The following is a 21,181-nucleotide window of genomic DNA, read 5'->3' on the forward strand; positions in this document are numbered from 1 at the left end:
AGAATCAAAATCACTAAGTTTCAGAGAGTGGCTTAAGCACATCTTTGAGGCGCTTTGGGGGTTATAGATATGGTGTCGTTTTACCAAGGCTGCAATGAACTCCTGCCTACGATCCCGCCAGTCAGGTGACCAATATTTTGCATCAATTCACGTCCACCAGCACCCAGATCAACAAGGCGGACTATGTCTACAACCTTGTCGGCAATCGCACGAGTCTGACGGACAGAAGAGGTCATCAGGCCTTCGGGTATGATCAGCTGGACCGCACGACCTCTGCGAGTCACCCGCTGCTGCTCGACTCGCCTGGTGCGGCGGACCAACCCTATACGTATACCGGGCGGGAGTTGGATTCAGAGACGGGACTGTATTACTACCGGGCGCGGTACTATGATGCGACGACGGGAAGGTTCTTGCAGAAGGATTCGATCGGGGTACTAAATAGTTCGAATCTCTATCCTTACACTCGGAATAACCCTATGAACCTCTTAGATCCACTGGGTCTAATCGAAACCACAGTCGACGCTGCGATCAGGAATGCCATTGCGAGAGGAAATACAAAAGAACTGCAGGAGGTGATTGAAGTTGGAGGGGACACGGCGTCACCCGGAGCTAGAGAAGCTGCGAAGAGGGCAATCGAAAGACTTACGACAGAAGCTGAGAAAATAATCGTCAAAGAATGCAAAGGATCAATCAGGTCAGAGTTTCCGGAGGAGCTTAGAAAGAAAACGCTCGAAGAAATATTTGAGCTTGCCAAGAAGGGTGATGTAGCCGCACGGAAAGCCAGTAAACTCTTGACTGATAATCGATTTAAGAAGTGAGATTAGACAATGTGGTATTCAGCTTGCGTGTTTATGAAGGGAGTGCACATTATTACTCCACCGATTGAACCGTTCTGGGAAGAATCAATTGTCCTAATAGATGCCCCTGACGCTTCAGCAGCGATGAGTAAGGCCGAAGAAATTGGAAGGTCTAAAGAACACAGATATTATGTCGGTGAACCATCTCGCCACGAGATTCATTGGGGATTTGTTCGAGTAGAGCGGATCTTTGAGATAGATTGTTCAGGGTTCTTATCCGGGTTAGAAGTGTTTTCGCGGTTCTTGCGCGATAGTGAGGCTCAGAGCCTTCTTACACCATTCGATGACGAGAGATGATCCCGCCACCCAGGTCACGAACATCCTGCATGAACTCACGGCCACCAGCATGCCCATCAACAAAGCCGATTATGTCTATAACCCTGTCGGCAATCGGACAAGTCTGACGGATCGCAGAGGGAATCAGGCCTTCGGCTACGATCAGCTGGACCGCACGACCTCTGCGAGTCACCCATTGCTGCTCGACCCGCAAGCCTTCGCCTATGATCCAGTGGGCAACAGAACGACCAATGGCAGCGTCGTCAATGCCGGGAACTAACTCACGGCCGATGCGAACGTTGCCTGTCAGTGCGACGACAGTGGCCACCTCACGCACAAGGCGTTCTGGGCATCGACTACAATGGCGGGAAAAGGTTAACAATGTCACTGACCGCAGTCTCAGATGATGATGTGAGAGGCAAGCCGGTGTTCGCTCTGACGTGGTAAGACCAGAGGAAGGAGGCCTGGAACCCGTATGAATGGTAATGGCATCGGAGATTATGGCGTGATCGGGGATCTGCATACCGTCGCGTTAGTGGGCAAGGATGGCTCCATCGATTGGTGTTGTTTGCCTCGTTTTGACTCCCCCAGCGTGTTTGGCGCACTCCTCGATCGACGCGGCGGGTATTTCCAAATCGCTCCGTGTGATGACGGAAAAAGACAGCAACTGTATCTTCCCGAAACCAATGTCTTACTGACCAGGTTTTTGCATCGTACCGGAGTGGGAGAAGTCACTGATTTCATGCCCATTGAATCTGACGAACGGGGAAAGCATCCCGCACGACAACAAATTGTCCGCCTCGTCTCGGTCGTACGAGGACAGATTCGCTTTCGTCTGCACTGCTCACCGGCATTCAATTACGGTCGAGACCAGCATCGGGTGGTGGTGCGTTCCACCGGAGCCATGTTTCAGTCTGACGCCATGACGCTTACGTTGAGAAGCCCGATTCCGCTCACGGTGATCGAGGGGGCGGTGACGGCGGAGTTCGTCGTCGCTGCCGGCGAGACCGTCGCGTTTTACCTTGAAGCCTCGGAGGAGGCGGCCCTGCTCGACATGACGGCTGACTTACCCTCGGGAGAAGCGCTGATGCAGGATACCCTGAGGTTTTGGCGGAAGTGGCTGTCCCAGTGCCAGTACACCGGACGATGGCGGGAAATGGTTGAGCGATCGGCGTTGATTCTCAAGCTGCTCACCTATGCTCCGACCGGCGCCATCGTGGCGGCGCCGACCACCAGCCTCCCGGAAGAAATTGGCGGCGTCCGAAACTGGGATTATCGGTTTACCTGGATCCGTGATGCGGCCTTTACCGTCCATGCCTTGCTTAAATTGGGTTTTACAATGGAAGCGGGGCGATTCATGGGATGGTTGGACGCCCGTTATCACGAGTTAGAGCCCGACGGGTCACTCCAACCGGTGTACCGCATTGATGGAAGTTCTCTCGGAGCCGAGGAGATCCTGGCCGAGTGGGAGGGGTATCGAAACTCGAAGCCGGTACGGATCGGGAATGCCGCATCAGCTCAACGGCAATGGGATCTGTACGGGGCATTGATGGACGCGGTGTATCTCTACAACAAGTATGGCTCGCCGATCGGGTATGACAGTTGGCTCAATGTGTCGCGATTGTTGGATTTTGTCTGCACCCACTGGGACCAGCCGGATGAAGGTATCTGGGAAGTACGTGGAGGCCCCCGGCACTTTGTCTACTCCAAAATGATGTGCTGGGTTGCGCTGGATCGTGGCATTCGGATGGCTGATAAGCGCGGTTTTCCGGCCGATCGAATCAAGTGGATGGAGACACGGGATTGTATCTATCGCGAGGTCATGCGCCGAGGCTGGAATGAAGAGATCGGATCGTTTGTGCAAAGTTATGAGAGTTCTGTGGTGGATGCCAGCGCATTACTGATGTCGACGGTATTTTTTCTTTCACCCACAGACCAGAGGATGAACGCGACCGTCAACCGTATTATGGAGGACTTGGCTTCGGACAGTCTGGTCTTTCGCTACCAGTACTCCGGTGTGGCCTCGGACGGGCTGCCGGGCGAGGAGGGGACGTTTACGCTCTGCTCATTTTGGCTGGTCGATGCCTTAACAAAGCTCGGCCGACTGGAGGAGGCCAGGCTGATGTTTGAGAAAATATTAAGCTATGCCAACCACCTCGGATTGTATACGGAAGAGCTGTCCGTCACTGGTGAGCCGTTGGGCAACTTTCCTCAGGCCTTTTCGCATCTTGGGTTGATTAATTCCGCCTACAACCTCGACCGGGCACTGAACAGCAGGAGAACGTCTATGGAATGAGGGCTTGAGTGCCGAATCTGTTCCTCACGAGCAGGCACTATGCCGGAATGGAGCCCCCAGCCTTGTTGCGGAAGGCGTATCTTGCTCCCCTTGAAATTGAGACCACCTCACGCCCTATACGCCGGAGCAAAATAGAATGATCGAACGGTTCTTTCGGAGCCTGAAAGAGGAGTGTGTCTGGCAACACACGTTCCAGACCTTTGATGAGGCGCGGCGGATCATTCGGGACTGGGTCCAGTGGTACAACCACGAGCGGCCGCATCAGGCGCTGGGGTATCGAAGCCCGGTCCAATATCGGGCGCAACAATCAACGCAGGTGGCTTGATTTCAGGGGAGCACTACAGTCTGGCCTTGCCCCGCCACGTGTTGCTGCTCCGCTCGCTAGCGGTAGAGCAGGTGCTCGACAATCCCCAGATCCCTTGCCACGTGGGGCACAGGCTGTCCTGATTCGCGAACCAGGCGCACCGCCTCTTCTTTAAACGTCTCCGTATACGATCGTCGGGTCTTCGTGCTCATGTGGTCCTCCGATTTCAGCATTCTCCCACTTAGGAAGGTGTCTGTGAAATCGGGGGAAGGTCATGGCATACGGCGCATTATTAACCTGCGTGGGAGCAGTAGCCCAACCTTTGACACAGTGTTATTAATCTGAGGCTCAATATAAAAAATCCAATTGTTATAGCTGCGCCGCCTGTGAGATAGGACAAGGCTATTGCAACCCGATTACCGAATAATTTCTTAAGCATGGCTTGCGAATCAAACCACCACCAGGACTCAGGCGGATCGGCTATACGCCATCTCTGCCGTGTTGCATGAATCCATACAATGCCTACAAAAATCATAAATGCGCCCATTGCAATATCTTGCAGTAGTCTTTCTAAAGTCATCTAGCACCTCTAATCTATTTTCCAGTTCCTTGGACATTAATAGGGCTTGGTGGCCAGGATTTACCCACATGGATACTAAATCCACTCTGCAAAACTGATTGATTCGCACCATTCGGACAAAATTGGGTCAGGTCTTGCAATCGAACATAGCAATGGGCGCAGGGCCCACATCCGCTCATGGTTTGATGGTCAGGTGTTCGCGCGGGCAGGTAATTGGGGTGGTGCTACGGCGTCAGGGGACCGGTGATCGGTTTTCCGCCCTCTGCTCCCAGAGATGCGGCCGTACCCTCTTGAGGAAGAATGCGGAAATGGGTGACGGCGAAGGACACGGCCTGGCCCACGGTGAAGTGGCAGCGCCGGAATTCTTCTTTGTTCATGCGGGAGCGTAGGATGAGTCCATCCGGGGTTTCAATTTCGAGCCGGTAGGCCACGCCGAGGAAATAGATGTGTCGGAGTTTCGCCTGCTGGCGATAACGCGCGGGATCTTCCGCCACCTTGACGTAGTAGGGACGAAACCCCACTTGCAGTGTCTGCCCCTCAGAAAAGCCGGAGGCGGGAAATTCGAGCGACCCAACCTGCACCTGCCCGCGCCGCACGACGCCGGCCACAATATTCATCGAACCGATGAATCGCGCCACGAACTCGGTCGCCGGTTCTTCATAGACATCGGCGGGAGAGCCGGCTTGCTCTAGCTTGCCCTTCGAGAAGACGATGATGCGGCCGGACACTTCCATCGCTTCTTCCTGATCGTGCGTGACAAACAGACTGGTGACGTTCAGATCCGTATGCAGGCGGATCAGCCACTCGCGCAATTCCTGCCGCACCTTCGCATCGACGGCGCCGAACGGCTCGTCCATCAGCAAGACCGACGGACGCGGGGCCAAGGCGCGGGCGATGGCGACACGTTGCCGTTGTCCGCCGGACAATTGGTGCGGGTAGCGTCCCCCCAGTCCTTCGAGGCTCATGAGTGCGAGCAGTTCCGTGACGCGCTGCTCGCTGTCCCGCCGGGTCCACTTCTTGACCTTGAGACCGAAGGCGATGTTGTCGAAGACGGTGAGGTGTTTGAACAGGGCGTAATGTTGGAAGACGAAGCCGATATTGCGTTCCTGCACGGTCAGGTCGTTTACCCGCTTGCCGTCGATGAAGATATCGCCGGCGGTCGGCGCCTCCAGGCCGGCGATCAATCGCAGCACGGTTGTTTTGCCGCTGCCGCTCGGGCCCAGGAGGCCGAGTAGTTCTCCTTCGTTGACGACGAATGAGACTCCCCCTACTGCCGTGGCCGAACCGAACGTCTTCGTGAGTCCGCGTACTTCAATCTTCACTGGCTTACTGCGCTCCCGCTTCCGCTACCGTCGTGTCCGCGCGCGCCTTGGCGATCTCCAGCACGATCAAGATGGCAAAGGAGACCGCCAACAGCGTCAGCGCAACGGCGTTGGCCGCCACATAGTTGAAATCGACGTAGCTTTGATAGATGTGCAACGTGGCGGTTTGCGTGAGGAGGAGAATATTCCCGGAGACCACGAGGACGGCCCCGAATTCGCCGATGGCGCGGGCCACCGTCAGGGTCGCTCCGTAGACCAGGCCCCATCGGAGGGCCGGTAGGGTAACCTTGAGAAACACCTGCCATTCGCCGGCGCCCAAGGTTCTCGCAGCTTCCTCTTCTTCCGTGCCCAGTGTTTGCAGCAACGGCGTCAGCTCACGCACCATAAATGGAAAGGTGACGAACAGCGTCGCCAGAATCATGGCCGGCAGGGCAAACAGGATCTTGACCTGTGCCTGGCCGAAAAACGCGCCCAACACAGTGTCCGGGCCGAACAGCAAAATCAGCATGAAGCCTGCAATGACGGGGGAGACTGCAAACGGCAGGTCGATGACGCCGCTGACCAGGCTGCGGCCCCAAAACTTCTGCCTCGCCAGCACCATCGCCGTCATGGTGCCGAAGATCACGTTCAGCACCAACACGATCAGGGTGATCTCTGCCGTGAGGGTGAAGCCGTGCAACGCTTCCGGCCTCGAAATTTCAGTCCAGAATGCCGTCAGGCCTTCGCTGAAGCTCTGGCTTGCCATGTAGAGGATCGGTCCGACCAACAGGCCGAGAAAATAGAGCCAGACGATCCCGATCAACAGCCAACGCATGCACACACTCCCATCACCACCGATTCACGCCTTGCCGGCCCCATTGTTTCAGACGGTTGCCGCCGGCACTGCGGAATCAGAGCCACGCCCATCCTTCCGCTGCGCCCATTGGAACAACCTCGGCAGCCGTTCTCCCGGACGCCGGGTTAACCGCTCCAACAGCAAGAGCACGAGAAACGAAATCAGGAGAATCAACACGGAGACGGACGTCGCCGCCTGGGGGTTGTAACTCTCAATTTCTCCGTAGACATACACCGATGCCACCTGCGTCTTCATCGGAATATTGCCCGCCACAATCACGATGGAGCCAAATTCGCCGAGCGCTCGCACGAACGTGAGGAAGACACCGGTCAGCAGGCCGGGCAGGATCGACGGGACCGTGACCTTCCAGAAGGTGGTCCAGGGGCTGGCCCCCAGGGTAAAGGCCGCTTCTTCCTGATCGCGTTCGAGGCCCATCAAGACCGGCTGGAGCGAGCGGATGACGAATGGCATGGTGACAAACACCATGGCCAGGATGATGCCGGGCTGGTTGTAGAGCACCGCCATCCCGCCCTGTTGGAGCCAGGTGCCCAGCAGGCTGGTCGGGCCATAGATTGCGGCAATCATGAGGCCGGCCACCAGCGTCGGTATGGCGAAGGGCAAATCCACCAGCGCGTTGAGGAGCCATCGGCCTGGGAATTCGTAGCGCACCAATACCAGTGCCGACAGGGTGCCGAAGAGGGCATTGATGGCAGTCGCAATGGCGGCGGTTTCCACGGTCAACCACAAGGCGGCGGCGGCTTGAGGTGCCGACAGATCCTGGATGAACCGGTCCCATCCGGCCGCGAACGATTGATGCGCCAGCGCCGCGAGGGGGAGAAAGATCAGGATCAGCACATAGCCGACCGCGGCGGATCGCAAGGCGAGACTGAGCAAGAGATGTGACGTCATGCGATCCTTGTGCGCGCTACTTTGTTGCCACGTGTTCGACGATCTTCGTCCAGAGCCCCTGGGGCCCAAACAGCTTGTTGCTCACCTGATCCCAGCCGCCCAGCTCTGCAATGGTGAAGAGTCGTGCGGGTTGCGGGAGCGAGGCGGTCGGGGGCCCGGCACTCTTGTCCAACGGGCGAAAGCCCAATTCAATAAAGGCGGCCTGCGCCTCCGGCCCGTGGAGAAACGCGACGAACGCGTCTGCGAGATCCTTGGTTTTATGGCGGTCGGCATAGGTGTCGACGACGGTAGCCGGGTTTTCGATCCACACGGTTTCGTCCGGTATGATGATTTCATAGGGCCGCCCGCTCTTCACGCGCGGCAGCAATTCATTTTCGTAGGTCACGATGACATCGCCGACGCCGCGTTCGAACGTGGTCACCGATTCCCGGCCGCTCTTGTCCATGACCTTGACGTTGCGCTGGACACGGGTGAGTAAGTCCACAGCCTGTGAGGCCGCCGCATCCGGGGCGAGTGGCTTTCCACCCGCGCGCTGCTCCGCCAGTTTCAGTCCGGCGCCATAAATTGCGATCACATCCCACATCGCGCCGCCGGAGGTTTTTGGATTTGGGTAGAGCACCTCCACGCCGGGGCGCGCGGTATCCTCCCATCCCTTGATGCCTTTGGGATTGCCCTTGCGTACGCCGAGGGCCACGACCGATGCGGAGATCATGCCTCCGTGGGGCGCCTTTCTCCAATCGTGCGTGATGAGCCCGGCTTTGACGATCTGATCCACGTCGCCTTCCACCGAGAGCACGGCGACATCGGCATCGAATCCTCCGAGGATCGCGCGGGCCTGGGCGCCCGATGCGCCATAGGAGCTGCGCACGCGCACGTCCTGCCCGGTTTTTTGTTTCCAATGTCGTTGAAAGGCCGGGATGATGTGTCGTTCATAGGCTTCCTTCGGCACGCTGTAGGCGGCCAGGATGAGGTCGCGAGTTTCGGCAGCCTGCACCGGCGTGAGTGCCACGATCACCAGGGTCACCCAGGCGCCGACTGCAAGGCTTAGCATGGTACGCGTCTGACGAGTCATAGTAGGTTCCGGCTCCTTCGATCTATTGCGAATGGGCGAATCGGCTTAATGTGTAATGGTCGAGAATGTTTGCAATGGCATCCCGCACTTCTCCCATGGCCTGTTGGAGCGGGCAGGAGGGTTTGGCCGCGTAGGGGCAGTCCGCGCACTTTTGGTAGGCGGTCTTGCTGACGCAGCTGATGGGAGCCAGGGGGCCATCCAGAATTCGGATCACTTGACCCAGCGTGATTTCTTCGGGCGACTTGATGAGGGAATAGCCGCCCCGGATGCCCCGACGGCTGGCCAGCAAGCCGGCGCGTTTCAACGCGAGGAGAATCTGCTCCAGGAATTCCACCGGAATATTCTGCCGCTCTGCGATTTCGTGACGCTGAAGGACGCGACCGCCATACGTCTCGCAGAGTTCAATCAGGGCCCGGAGGCCATATTCACTTTTCTTGGAGAACTTCATGGTCTAGGTGGTTGTCTAGTGAGTTGCTCAAGATTTTGCAGAATAAACCTTGCGGATATCCTGATTCAAGCGCCTTGTGGCGAAGTCTCTCGGCTTGGCCATTTAGTCCAGGATGAAAAACAGCCGATCGTTGCAGCACGAGGCGAGTCGGAGCGATCCAAGAATACATTGGTGAATCTTCTGCGGCGCCCGGTCGAAGCCCGGCGTACACTGACCGATCAATTGAACCAGAATCTTACGAGGTGGGAAGCGCGGAGTTGGCGTGGAATCGGACTACCCAGAATCGCGCGGACATGTCAGTGAGCAGAGAACTGATTTCTTCATCAGTCCCAACGACGCAGCTCAGCCGCCGCTTCAGGGGGTCGGCTGGAACGACTGGTTAACCATCTCCCTTCAACCGTTTCCTGATCCATAACGGATTCCTGCGGCAATCCAATACGGCATGCACACGAAGCACCGTATTTCCCTCCACACTGTAATAGATTGCAAAGGGGAAGCGCTTGGAGAGGCAACGGCGATGACCGTAGATGACTTGATGAATTCCGGCGTAAACGGGAAGGGAATCAATGTCTGAGAACAAGCAGTCTAGGAAGTAGGTCCCAAGACCGGCTTCCCGGCCTTCATAAAAGTGGAAACCCTGGATCAAATCATCCTGGGCTTCGTCCAGAAGCTCGATTCTCACGAGAGCTTGTTTCGGATGTCCGCTTTGGCTGTCTCCCAATCAATGAATCGAGATTGTCCCTCGGCGAGCCGCTGGCGGCGTTCATCAAGGATGTCCTTGTGCCAGGCAGGAGACTCAATAGCCTCTGGGGTACGGGCGAGGTCTTCCCACAGAGACTCCATCGCAGCAAGCTTCTCTTGAAGGCTCATGGCTTTAAGCGGGAGGTTGAACGACATAAGTCAGTATACCTCAGCCCCAAACAGATTCAAATCCCTTTACCTATCGTCCCTGGTGATCGGCCTCGGCGAGCGAGCCAGCGGTTCGATTGACCATTATGCAACCCATTGAAATCGGAGGTTCTGTTTCTTGACACCCTGTAACCGTTCTTGCTAGCTTCAGCCTGATTTTCATCAGCCACCACCAGCAGCCTGCTGCTAGATCTGGATACCCGGTGAATTTCCAAGACCTTATTTTGACCCTCCATCGTTTTTGGGCCGACCGTGGATGTGTCATCCACCAACCCTATGATTTGGAAATGGGCGCGGGCACATTCCATCCCGCCACGTTTCTCCGTTCGCTCGGTCCGGAGCCCTGGCGTGCCGCCTATCCGCAAGCCTGCCGCCGGCCGACCGACGGTCGATACGGCGAAAATCCCAACCGTATGCAGCACTACTACCAGTATCAGGTGGTCTTGAAACCGGCCCCCGATAATATCCAGGGGCTCTATCTGGAGAGTCTGAAACAGCTGGGGATCGATCCCAAAAAACACGACATCCGGTTTGTGCAGGACGACTGGGAGTCCCCCACGCTTGGCGCCTGGGGGTTGGGATGGGAAGTCCGGCTCGATGGCATGGAGATTACGCAGTTTACGTACTTCCAGGAAATCGGCGGGATTCCGCTCAATCCGATTACCGGCGAAATCACCTATGGCACCGAACGTATTGCGATGTATTTGCAGCAGGTGGATAACGTCTACGACCTTCAGTGGACTGACGGCGTGACTTACGGCGATGTGCATCATCGCAGCGAGGTCGAGTTCTCGCGGTACAACTTCGAGGAGGGAGAGGTGCCCATGCTCATGGCCACCTTCCAGGCCTTCGAAGGCGAGTGCCAGCGGCTGCTGGACAAGAAACTGACGCTGCCGGCCTACGACTACTGCATCAAGACATCGCACATGTTCAATTTGCTCGACGCGCGAGGCGCGATCAGTGTCACCGAACGGACCTCCTATATCGCTCGTGTGCGGGCGCTGGCCCGTCGTTGCGCGGAATCGTATCTGGCCGATCGCGAAGCGATGGGACATCCCTTGATTAAGCAATCGGCCGAGACCGGCAAGCGCGCCGGCGCCCATTCACCCGTTCCAACCAAGTAATCCGCAGGCAGTATCTGACGATGCCGACGAAAAAGACCATGACGAAAACTGCCTCACGCTCCAAGGTTGCCAAAGCCCCCAAGGCTCCGGCGACGACCGAACTCCTGTTGGAAATCGGGACAGAGGAATTACCCTATCAGTTTGTCGCTCCGGCCATGCGTGTGCTGCAGCAATCGGCCGAGACTCTGTTGAAAGACTTACGCCTCACCTATGGCACCGTCCGTACGATGGGCACTCCGCGGCGACTGGTGCTGTTGATCGAAGGCCTGTCACGGCAACAGGCGTCGGCGGTCAAAGAAGCGATGGGGCCCTCCAAGTCGGTCGCGTTTGATCAGAATGGGCAGCCCACGCGAGCGGCCGTCGGTTTTGCCGCGGGACAGGGTATTCCGGTTGAAGACTTACAAGTGCGGCAGACGCCCAAGGGCGAGTATCTCTTTGCGGTGAAGCAGGAAAAGGGACAGCCGGTGGCGGCGGTCCTGCTGCAAGCTTTGCCGCAGTTGCTGGGCAAACTGTCGTTTCCGAAAGCCATGCATTGGAACCAGACCGGGGTGCGTTTCGCTAGACCAGTCCGCTGGTTGGTGGCGTTGTGCGGCGGGAAGGTGTTGCCGATTCACTTTGCCACGATCAAGGCCGGCAATCTGAGTCACGGCCATCGGGTACTGGGTGCCAAGGTGTCCAGCCCGAAGGGCTTCGCGGTGACGTCGATTGCGCACTATCTGAAAGAGACCGAACGGCACGGGGTAATCGTGGATCAGGAGCGACGGCGTGCCATGATCCTCGACCAGCTGGCCTCGCTCGCCAAGTCGGCTCGCGGCCATCTGCACCAGGACGACGATTTGCTTGAGCAGGCCGTATATATGGTGGAGTCTCCGCTGACGATTCTGGGTTCTTTCAAGCCGCATTATCTTTCGCTGCCGAAAGAAATTCTCATGACCTCCATGAAGGAGCATCAGGGGTATTTCTCACTGGTCGACCAGAAGGGCGGGCTGCTGCCGAACTTCCTTGCCGTCACGAACATGAAATTGTCGAACATGCAGCTGATCCGTGAAGGCAACGAACGGGTCCTGGCGGCGCGGTTGGCCGATGCCAAGTTCTTCTTCGATGAAGATCGCAAGACCTCGTTGATCGATCGCGTGCCGAAGCAGCTGGCGGTAACGTTCCACCAGAAGCTCGGCAGCCTGCATCAGAAAACGCAGCGTGTCGTTGCGATGGCTGCGCATGTGGCCGGACAACTCGGCGATGACCGACTGGTTCAGGAGAGCCGGCGTGCGGCGGAACTCAGCAAGGCCGACCTGTTGACCGGCATCGTCGGAGAGTTTCCGACCCTCCAGGGCCTAATGGGCGGGGAGTATGCCAAACACGACGGCGAATCCCCGGTGGTCAGCGCCGCGATCCGTGAGCAGTACATGCCGCGCGCCATGGAAGGGGAGTTGCCCGAATCGCTTGCGGGGAAAGTGCTGTCTTTGGCGGACCGGTTGGACAGCATCGCGGGATTTTTCCTCGTGGGCTTGGTCCCGAGCGGGTCCGAAGATCCCTTTGCCCTCAGACGCCATGCCACGGCCATTGTGCGTATTGTGATCGAGGGGCAGTTGCGGCTGGATCTCGCCCAAGCCGTGCGGGCGGCGCAGGACGTGCTGAGTGGTCAGCATGTGGTGGCGGCGCCCCAGTCGGGCAAAGGCGCTCCCGATGTCATTGGTTTTCTGTTCGAGCGGGTCCGTTTCTACGGCAAGAGCGCGCATCAGTTGCGAGACGATGTGATGGACGCCGTCTTGAAGTCGGCGGATCGCCAGGCCATCGACCTGACGGACCTCTTCGATAGGATGAAGGCGTTGCAGCAGATCACCGTGCGGGCGGAGTTTGACCCTCTGATCGTGGGGTTCAAACGCGCTCACCGGTTGACCGAGAAGGAACAGTGGGATCGCAAGCCGGTCGAGTCCGGTCTCTTCCGGGAGGGTGCGGAGTCTGCCTTGCATCAGACCGTGCAGAGCAGTCAGCAGGAGTATGCGGCGGCGATGCGCGACGGGCAGTACGGGCAGGCGCTCGATGTGTTGGTTCGAATGAAGGGTCCGATCGACGACTTTTTCAACGCGGTGATGGTGAACGCCGACGATCCGGCGGTGCGCGGAAACCGGCTGTCCCTGTTGAAGAGCGTCGATGATTTGTTCATGTCATTCGCTGATTTCTCCCAGATTATGGTACAAGGGACGTAGCGGATGGTGAACGTGTGGACTCTACGTCAGAGACCCTTCCTGAGTCACCCGAGGCGAGTGCCGCGGCCCAACTGAGGGCGAGCAAGGTCCGGCGGTTTGCGTCCGGCATCAGCGTCGTCATGATGGTGGTGTGCAACGCGGTGTTCCTCTTCGGCATCTGGGTGACCGGCGTCAACTTCGAACGGCTGGTGCGGACACCGGATATCTATGACTCCAGACAAGACATTTGCTTGCGGCTGGCCTACCAGCACGTTCCCGGTTCGGAGAACCCGGTGCAGTTCTGTTCGGAGTGGCTCAACCTTGCCGATCCGACCGGGAAAACCCATACGTTTCAAAAAGACGCACAACTCAAGCAGGGCGCAGACGGGAAGTTTTATTTCGATTATGGACCGTTCGTGGACTACCGGCTTTTTGCGGTCGGCGCGTTCGTGGTGGGGATCATCGTGTGCGGCATTCGTGTGACCAGGCACGTTGTGAACCGCTATCGCCTGCGATTGGAAGCCGCCGCCCGCCATTCGGTTCCGACTCATTGACCTCATAGCACAAGGAGAGCGTCGCGTGGCCAAGAAATACGTCTATTATTTCGGAGATGGGAAAGCCGAAGGCACCGGCAGCATGAAGGAACTCCTCGGCGGCAAAGGTGCCGGGCTGGCCGAGATGACAAACCTCAAAGTGTCCGTTCCTCCCGGTTTTACGATCTCTACCGAAGCCTGCGTCGAATATTACAAACGCGGCAAGGCTTATCCTCCGGGCATGATGGACGAAGCGCTGCATGCCCTCAAGCGGATCGAGCGGTCGATGAAGGCCGGGTTCGGCGATCCGGACAATCCGTTATTGGTCTCCGTGCGCTCAGGCGCCCGCGCGTCGATGCCTGGCATGATGGATACCGTGTTGAACGTCGGCCTGACCACCGAGACCGTGCACGGTCTGGCCCTCAAGACGAAGAACGAGCGGTTTGCGCAGGACAGCTACCGCCGTTTCATCGGCATGTTCGGCAGCATCGTGATGGGGGTCAATCGCGAGCATTTCGAGGACATCCTCAAACATAAGAAACGCGATCTCGGTGTCACGCAGGACACGCACCTCGATGCCAAGGCGCTCAGTGAACTCGTCGTCAGCTTTAAGGAGCTGGTGAAGGAAGAGACCAAACGGGATTTCCCCGATGATCCGCTCGAGCAACTGCGCATGGCGATCAACGCCGTGTTTTCCTCCTGGTACGGAGCCCGGGCGGTGACCTATCGACGGCTCTACAATATTCCAGAAACCTGGGGTACCGCGGTCAACGTGGTGGCCATGGTGTTCGGCAACATGGGCGAAACCAGCGGCACCGGCGTGGCGTTTACGCGTGATCCCGCGACCGGACAGCGGAACTTCTTCGGCGAGTGTCTGACGAACGCGCAGGGCGAGGATGTGGTGGCCGGTATCCGTACGCCGCTGCCCGTCAACGAACTCGAAAAGTTCATGCCGCAAGCCTACAAGGATCTCGAAACGACCTACAAAAAGCTCGAGCGCCATTACCGCGACATGCTTGACCTGGAGTTCACCATCCAGGAGGGCAAGCTCTATATGCTGCAGACCCGCGTCGGGAAACGCACGGGTGTGGCGGCTGTCCGGATTGCGGTGGATATGGTGAAGGAAGGCCTCATTACTAAAAAAGAGGCGCTCCAGCGCATCGGACCCGATCAATTGGCGCAGTATCTCTATCCGATTTTCGACGCGAAGGAAGAATCACGCTGCACGCCACTCGGCAAAGGGTTGCCCGCCGGTCCCGGCGCCGCCGCCGGAAAACTTGCGTTGACGGCGGATCGTGCGGTGGAGATGAAAGCCTCGGGCGATCGCGTGGTCCTTGTCCGGCAGGAGACCAGCCCGGACGACATTCACGGCATGAACGCTGCGTTGGGCTTTTTGACGGCGCGCGGCGGCATGACGTCCCACGCAGCCGTTGTGGCCCGGCAGATGGGGAAAGTCTGCGTGGCCGGTTGTGAAGCGATCGAGGTGCTGGATAGTCAATCGGTGCGCATCGGAACCCAGGTGTTTCGCGAGGGCGAATATCTGTCGGTCAACGGCTCGACCGGCAACGTGTATGGCGGCGACATTCCCGTTGTGGAATCGGAAGTGATTCAAGTGCTGCAGGGCAAAATGGAAGCCTCGGCGTCCGAGAAATACCAAATGTTCGAGTCGGTGCTGAAGTGGGCCGACGGTGTGCGCAAGCTGAAGGTCCGGGCGAATGCGGATGTGCCGGATCAGGCCCGCATCGCGCGAAGTTTCGGCGCTGAAGGCATCGGCCTCTGCCGGACGGAACATATGTTTTTCGCCGAAGACCGCATCCAGATCATGCAGAAGATGATTCTGGCCAGGAAACGCGAAGAGCGGGAAATGTACCTGGATCAGCTCTTGCCGCTGCAGAAGCAGGATTTTATCGGTCTCTATCGCGAGATGAAGGGGTTTCCGGTGACGATCCGGCTGCTCGATCCGCCGCTGCACGAATTCCTGCCGAAGCGTGAAGATCTCATGGTCGAAATCGCTCAGCTCGAACTCACGAGTGGCGCGCCGACGGTGCTGGAGGAAAAGAAACGGTTGCTGGCTCGCGTGGAAGAGTTGCACGAATTCAATCCCATGCTGGGTCTGCGCGGATGCCGTCTCGGGATTACGATGCCGGAAATTACCAAGATGCAGGCGCGCGCGATCATCGAAGCGGCCTGTGAACTGGCCAAAGAAGGTACGAAGATCGTGCCGGAGATCATGATTCCGTTGGTCGGTATGGTCTCGGAGATGAAGGCGCAGAAGGATCTCGTCCGTGAAGTGGCCACGGACACGATGAAGCGATACGGCGTAAAGCTGTCGTACCTGGTCGGTACCATGATCGAGTTGCCGCGTGCCGCTGTGACCGCCGATCGTATCGCGGAGGAGGCCGAGTTCTTCTCCTTCGGGACGAACGATCTGACGCAGACCACGTTCGGGTTCTCCCGCGATGATGCCGCGAAGTTCATCGATTTCTATAAGACGGCCAATATTCTCGAGAGCGATCCGTTTGCGGTGCTGGACCGGGAAGGCGTGGGCTCACTCATGCGCACGGCCATTGCCGGTGGCCGCAAGACCCGACCGACGATTAAGTTGGGCATTTGCGGAGAGCATGGCGGCGATCCCAGCTCCGTGGAATTCTGTCATCAATTGGGCCTGGACTATGTGAGTTGCTCACCCTACCGGGTCGGCATTGCGCGATTGGCTGCGGCGCAGTCGGCGCTGACGGAGGCCGAGGCGGAAAAGGCGAAATCGAAGCCGAAGCCGAAGCCGAAGCCGAAGCCAAAGCCAAAGCCAAAGAAGGTTCAATCGAGCATCAAGCAGGCCGTGAAATCCAAGCCGGCCAAGAAGGCTGCGACGCCTGCGCCGGCGAAGAAGCGACTTGTCGCCAAGCGCGTGGTCCGTCGCCCCAAGCGTACGAAGCGGTGAGGTCGTCTTCCCGCGATCGTGACTATATGACCCTGGCGCTTCGCCTCGCGGCGAAGGGCCGGGGTTCCACCAGCCCGAATCCTATGGTCGGCGCCGTGGTGGTGGCCGGCGGCCGGATCGTCGGTCAGGGGGCCCACCGCAAGGCGGGCGGCCCACATGCCGAAGTCATCGCCCTCAGCCAGGCCGGCACACGGGCGAGAGGCGGGACCCTCTACGTCACCCTCGAGCCCTGCAGTCATCTCAACAAACGCACCCCACCTTGTGTTCCTCTGGTCATTGCCTCCGGAGTCCGTCGCGTCGTGGTGGCCATGGTCGATCCCAACCCGCAGGTGAAGGGCAATGGGGTTGCGCAGCTGACGCGGGCAGGGATTCGTGTCGATGTCGGCTGCGGCGAAACCGAATCGAGGCAGCTGAATGAAGCCTATCTCCATTGGGTGCAGACCGGTCGTCCGTTTACGACCCTGAAAGCGGGGATGACGCTGGACGGGCAGATTGCCACTGCGGGCGGCGAATCTCAATGGATTACGGATGAAGCTGCCAGACAGCAGGCCCATCGGTTACGCGCTGGTGTGGATGCGATTTTGGTGGGGATCGGCACGGTGTTGCGCGACAACCCGCAGTTGACCGCGAGGGTGACCGACGACCTGCCGCGGCTGGCTCCGCGGCAGCCATTGCGTATTGTGCTCGATAGTCGATTGCGGATTCCCCTCAAGGCCAAGGTGCTGCAGGACCAGCAGATCGCTCATACATTGATCGCCACGACTGCAGCCGCGTCTGTGCGTAAAATTGAGCGCATGAGGGGGATGGGCATCGATGTGTTGGTTTTGCCGAAGGCCGGTCGTCATGTGAAGTTACCGGTCTTGTGGACGCGCCTCGGCCAACTTGGCGTCACGACGGTCCTAGTCGAAGGCGGCGGCGAGGTGAACGCGGCCGTGTTGCGGGCCGGATTGCCTCAACGATTGATGTGGTATATCGCCCCGCTCTTACTCGGTGGGCAGGATGCAAAAGGGATCCTCGGCGGACGGTCCCCGCGCCGGCTCCGGAGTGCCGTGGCGCTGAAGAATGTGCGCATCGAGCCGGTGGGGCGTGATATGTTGATACAGGCAGATTTCACGACTCAGTAGGAGCATCGTGCGACATTCTTTGCAGCCCTGCCGCCGACTTCACCATCTCAGACGTTTTCTCTTCCTGTGTCTTCTCTCCTGCCTGCTGTGGGCGGGCCTTTCGATTCCGGTCACCCATGCCGCAGGGGAGGGCGCCTCGACCGATCTGGCCTCTCAGGTATGGCACTACATGGCCACTCAGGACGGCGAGGGGGCTCGCGCATTGCTCGCGTCGATTCTGCAGCGGCCGGACGCAACAGTGCAGGCCGTGCAGGAGTTATTGCGCACAGGTCGGCCCCATGGTTTGCAGCCGGTGGGACTCTTACCGGATGAACAGATCGTTGTGCGCGAGCGACCGTACCGGCTGAGTCTGTCCGTCCCTCAGAGTTATGAACCGACCAGAGACTACGCCCTGATCGTCTGCCTCCATGGCGCGGGATTCACCGGAGAGGCCTACCTGGATCGATGGAAAACGCGGTTGGGCGAGGGGTATATCTTGGCCTGTCCGACCTATCCAGCCGGCGCTTGGTTCACCAGACGCGCGGAAGATCTTGTGCTGGCGACCGTGCAGGCCGTGCAACAGCGGTATCGGATCGATCCCAATCGCATTTTCCTGACCGGCATGTCCAACGGCGGAATCGGTGCCTGGCTGATCGGCATGCATCATGCGCCACTGTTTGCCGGACTGGCGCCGATGGCCAGCGGGATCGACGACGTGTTGTTTCCGTTTCTGGAAAATCTGCGCACGACGCCGACCTACATCATTCATGGATCACAGGATCAGGTGATGCCGGTGGAGTTGAGCCGAAAGCTGGCGGGAGAACTCAAGAACCTCGGGTCTCCCTACATCTATCGTGAGCATGATCGTACCCATGCGATGGCCGGGGGCCACTTTTTCCCGCGCGAGGAACTGCCGGATCTGGTCAAGTGGTTCGACGAGCAGCATCGAAATCCTGCGCCGAAGGCGCTGACGGTGGTGCGGGATGCGAGTCACTTGCTGCCGTTCGGCTGGGTGCGGATCGATGCGACGGATCAGATCGCATCCTTTTCAGAGGATTTGGTCGATAAGCGGGATGACAGCATCCGGCAGCGCACCTACGCCAGGTTGATCGCGCACGTCACCGGACCGAATCGGATTGACGTCAAGACCGATCGTGTTCGGCAATATACGCTCTTCCTGAATGGAGATCTCGTCGATCTGTCGCAGCCGGTCGTGATCACGACCGATGGGCAGGTCTCCTTCGAAGGTGTGGTCACCCCACAGGTCGACACGCTGCTGCGGCACGCACGTCTCAGGCAAGACCCCGGACAACTGTATCCTGTTCAGCTCACGCTCTCCGTGCCGCAACGGCCTTCATGAGCAGGTTTCGGCTGGGTGCGCGGCGAGCCGGCCTGATCGGTATCGTGCTCATCGGCGGCCTGGCGGTCCTCGTGAGCGTCGGGCGAACTGAATCAGAGCGGTGCTCCCTTTCCGCACACCATGCCGGTGTCGTGTTTCCGCTGGACCAAGTCGCGGCAGCCTGGTCCTGCCGACTTGAGCCGATCGTCACGCATTACACCACCGCCAATAAAGTCGGACCGCAGCGCACGCCCTTGCCGCAACCGGTGTTCCTCTATCTCCTGGATCATCCGGTCATGGCTGCCATGCTGATCAACCGTCTCGATCTCGGGTTGTATAAGGCCGAGCAGCGAGGGCAGGGGGCATTCTGGGCCACCGACGGAGAAGGTACGGAAGGGGTCGCCCATCCCCTGTTTCGAGATCCTCAGACGCGAATCTATTACCTAGAAGGAAGCCATGACGGGCGGTTTCTGCCGCGGGTGAGCGGCAAGGCGGTGGTGTTACTGCGCCTGCACCCTGTGGTCGACCATCGAGGAATCGAATCGATCGACGGTACGATGGTCACGTATCTGCGACTCGACAATCGATTTTTGTCGGGAATGCTGTCCCTGCTCCGCCCGCTGATCGGGAATGTGGTGAATCGTCAACTCCTGAAAGCGTTCGAGGCCGCACGCCGGTTGGGCGGGGCGATGCGGGAACATTCCGAACAGGTGCTGTTCGAAGCCACGGATCCCCCGGGTTTACCGGATGAAGAGGTGGCCTTCTTGAAAGCCGCTCTGGCGAGTTTGCACAATCCTGTCGAATCGCCCCGTCCAATACCCTCAACACCCTGATGAGACGTTCATGACGACTTCCCGCAGTTTTTTCTATCTCTGCACCCTCGGCGTGTTTTGCTTCATCAGTTACAACCTCGTCCGCATGCCGGTCTTGTCTCTCTTTGCGGAGTCGCTGGGGGCAGGCCCTGAGCGGATTGGGTTGATCGTGTCGGTGTCGACCATCACCGGGGTGTTGCTGAAATTGCCTTCCGGGGCCCTCTCCGATATCTATGGGCGGAAGATGCTGCTGCGTATCGGTGTGGTGGCGTTCGGACTGCCGCCGTTCATCTATCCCTTCATCTCAGATCTCAACTCGCTGACGGCGCTACGGTTTGTGCATGGCCTGGCCACCGCCATCTTCGCGCCGAGCGCCTTGGCCACTGTGGCGGATCTTTATAAGGAACGGCGCGGTGCGGCGTTGGGGACCTACACGGCCTGCACCCAATCCGGTTCGCTGCTGGGCCCGTTCCTGGGCGGCTGGTTGGCTTATACGGCTGGATTTTCCACGGCCTTCGTAACGGCCGGCGTGTTCGGTTGCATCGCGATCCTGATCTTTTTCAGCCTCCATCTGGATGAGCCGCCTCCACGCGTGCGTGAAAAAGGCCTGGCCCCGGTCCTAGCTGAAATGGGGAAGGGATTTCTTGCCGTGGCGCGCAACCGGAAGGTGTTGATCACCAGTTCCACGGATGCCGCCAAGATGGTGGCGAACGGGGCCCTGATGGCGTTCCTGCCGCTCTATGGTCTGTCGGTGGGACTCAACGCCGGCCAAGTGGGGCTCCTGTTTAGTGTGCAGGCGGTGACATCGTTTCTTGCCAAGCCGGTGATGGGGCGGGTATCGGATCGTATCGGACGGGAGCCGTTGATTCTGGCCGGCCTTCTCATTTGTGCGGCGACGTTTATCAGCATGCCCCATGTCGGTTCATTTGCCCTGTTGTTGGTGCTGTCGTCCGGGTTCGGTTTCGGCGAGGCGGTGGTGTCGTCCTCCTCTGCCGCGCTGGTCGCAGACAGTTCCGAATTCAAGCGGTTGGGGGCAGGAATGGGTATGCAGGGGACGGTGATGGACATTGGTCATGCCAGCGGGCCCCTGTTGGCCGGTCTGCTGATTGCCCACGTGAGTTACCAGGGGGCCTTCGCCGTGATTGCCAGTCTCCAGATCCTGGCCGCCATCGCATTCTGGGCCACGATGAGAACTCTCGCGCGGTAGTGGTATAATGCCGCCGCTTTTCGCCCCGGGGACGGCCACATTTCTCAAAAGGATGCGGAACAGGATGGATACGGATTTTATCGAAATGCTGCAGCGCGGCATTGCCGTTGTGGGTGGCATCGGACTGC

General features: G+C 58.6%; 19 protein-coding genes and 1 pseudogene. 12 read left to right on the top strand and 8 right to left on the bottom strand.

The window, feature by feature from the left end; genetic code table 11:
- The first annotated feature begins 125 nt into the window (after positions 1-125).
- The 4 genes and pseudogenes from V9G17_16655 (at position 126) to V9G17_16670 (ending at position 3,754) form a co-directional block, all read left to right on the top strand.
- Positions 126-818, top strand: a complete 693-nt coding sequence (locus V9G17_16655; GenBank protein MEI2754227.1) for an RHS repeat-associated core domain-containing protein — start codon at positions 126-128, stop codon at positions 816-818.
- 322 nt (positions 819-1,140) lie between these two features.
- A complete protein-coding gene (locus tag V9G17_16660; protein ID MEI2754228.1) occupies positions 1,141-1,413 on the top strand; it encodes a hypothetical protein in 273 nt (90 codons plus the stop codon).
- Positions 1,414-1,608: 195 nt separating this feature from the next.
- Positions 1,609-3,429: a glycoside hydrolase family 15 protein gene (locus V9G17_16665; protein ID MEI2754229.1), complete on the top strand. Its 1,821-nt coding sequence runs from the start codon at positions 1,609-1,611 to the stop codon at positions 3,427-3,429.
- 118 nt (positions 3,430-3,547) lie between these two features.
- Positions 3,548-3,754: pseudogene (locus V9G17_16670) on the top strand (integrase core domain-containing protein).
- A gap of 56 nt (positions 3,755-3,810) precedes the next feature.
- On the opposite strand, the gene V9G17_16675 reads toward V9G17_16670, so the two are convergent.
- The 8 genes from V9G17_16675 to V9G17_16710 all read right to left on the bottom strand — a co-directional run bounded on the left by V9G17_16675 (position 3,811) and on the right by V9G17_16710 (position 9,796).
- On the bottom strand, positions 3,811-3,945 hold the full coding sequence (locus V9G17_16675) for a transposase (GenBank protein ID MEI2754230.1): 135 nt from the start codon (positions 3,943-3,945) through the stop codon (positions 3,811-3,813).
- Between the two features lie 592 nt (positions 3,946-4,537).
- Complete coding sequence (locus V9G17_16680; GenBank protein MEI2754231.1) at positions 4,538-5,635, bottom strand: ABC transporter ATP-binding protein; 1,098 nt, start codon at positions 5,633-5,635, stop codon at positions 4,538-4,540.
- Positions 5,636-5,639: 4 nt separating this feature from the next.
- On the bottom strand, positions 5,640-6,449 hold the full coding sequence (locus V9G17_16685; GenBank protein MEI2754232.1) for a sulfate ABC transporter permease subunit: 810 nt from the start codon (positions 6,447-6,449) through the stop codon (positions 5,640-5,642).
- A gap of 48 nt (positions 6,450-6,497) precedes the next feature.
- Positions 6,498-7,379, bottom strand: a complete 882-nt coding sequence (gene cysT / locus V9G17_16690; GenBank protein ID MEI2754233.1) for a sulfate ABC transporter permease subunit CysT — start codon at positions 7,377-7,379, stop codon at positions 6,498-6,500.
- Between the two features lie 16 nt (positions 7,380-7,395).
- The gene (locus V9G17_16695) at positions 7,396-8,451 is read right to left on the bottom strand and encodes a sulfate ABC transporter substrate-binding protein (GenBank protein MEI2754234.1); all 1,056 of its coding nucleotides are present in this window, start codon (positions 8,449-8,451) and stop codon (positions 7,396-7,398) included.
- 22 nt (positions 8,452-8,473) lie between these two features.
- Positions 8,474-8,899, bottom strand: a complete 426-nt coding sequence (locus V9G17_16700; protein ID MEI2754235.1) for an Rrf2 family transcriptional regulator — start codon at positions 8,897-8,899, stop codon at positions 8,474-8,476.
- Positions 8,900-9,278: 379 nt separating this feature from the next.
- A complete protein-coding gene (locus V9G17_16705) occupies positions 9,279-9,581 on the bottom strand; it encodes a type II toxin-antitoxin system RelE/ParE family toxin (GenBank protein ID MEI2754236.1) in 303 nt (100 codons plus the stop codon).
- Complete coding sequence (locus V9G17_16710) at positions 9,578-9,796, bottom strand: addiction module protein (protein ID MEI2754237.1); 219 nt, start codon at positions 9,794-9,796, stop codon at positions 9,578-9,580. The genes V9G17_16705 and V9G17_16710 overlap by 4 nt, the downstream gene beginning before the upstream one ends.
- Positions 9,797-10,011: 215 nt before the next feature.
- Here V9G17_16710 and V9G17_16715 point away from each other — a divergent pair, with 215 nt between their 5' ends.
- Genes V9G17_16715 through V9G17_16750 form a run of 8 tightly spaced genes read left to right on the top strand, consistent with a single transcriptional unit; the run spans position 10,012 to position 21,053 of the window.
- Entirely contained in the window at positions 10,012-10,932 is a 921-nt protein-coding gene (locus tag V9G17_16715; protein MEI2754238.1) for a glycine--tRNA ligase subunit alpha, read from the top strand.
- A gap of 38 nt (positions 10,933-10,970) precedes the next feature.
- Positions 10,971-13,142: a glycine--tRNA ligase subunit beta gene (glyS, locus tag V9G17_16720; GenBank protein MEI2754239.1), complete on the top strand. Its 2,172-nt coding sequence runs from the start codon at positions 10,971-10,973 to the stop codon at positions 13,140-13,142.
- Between the two features lie 14 nt (positions 13,143-13,156).
- Positions 13,157-13,675: a hypothetical protein gene (locus tag V9G17_16725; protein ID MEI2754240.1), complete on the top strand. Its 519-nt coding sequence runs from the start codon at positions 13,157-13,159 to the stop codon at positions 13,673-13,675.
- Positions 13,676-13,700: 25 nt separating this feature from the next.
- The gene (gene ppdK / locus V9G17_16730; GenBank protein MEI2754241.1) at positions 13,701-16,592 is read left to right on the top strand and encodes a pyruvate, phosphate dikinase; all 2,892 of its coding nucleotides are present in this window, start codon (positions 13,701-13,703) and stop codon (positions 16,590-16,592) included.
- Positions 16,589-17,716: a bifunctional diaminohydroxyphosphoribosylaminopyrimidine deaminase/5-amino-6-(5-phosphoribosylamino)uracil reductase RibD gene (gene ribD, locus V9G17_16735; protein MEI2754242.1), complete on the top strand. Its 1,128-nt coding sequence runs from the start codon at positions 16,589-16,591 to the stop codon at positions 17,714-17,716. The genes ppdK and ribD overlap by 4 nt, the downstream gene beginning before the upstream one ends.
- Before the next feature lie 7 nt (positions 17,717-17,723).
- Positions 17,724-19,055, top strand: coding sequence for a hypothetical protein (locus tag V9G17_16740; GenBank protein ID MEI2754243.1), 1,332 nt, complete (start codon positions 17,724-17,726; stop codon positions 19,053-19,055).
- On the top strand, positions 19,052-19,867 hold the full coding sequence (locus V9G17_16745) for a hypothetical protein (protein MEI2754244.1): 816 nt from the start codon (positions 19,052-19,054) through the stop codon (positions 19,865-19,867). Before V9G17_16740 ends, V9G17_16745 begins: the two co-directional genes overlap by 4 nt.
- Before the next feature lie 10 nt (positions 19,868-19,877).
- Positions 19,878-21,053: an MFS transporter gene (locus V9G17_16750; protein ID MEI2754245.1), complete on the top strand. Its 1,176-nt coding sequence runs from the start codon at positions 19,878-19,880 to the stop codon at positions 21,051-21,053.
- Positions 21,054-21,181 lie beyond the last annotated feature (128 nt).

Source organism: Nitrospira sp., from assembly GCA_037045225.1.
Taxonomy (GTDB): Bacteria; Nitrospirota; Nitrospiria; order Nitrospirales; family Nitrospiraceae; genus Nitrospira_A.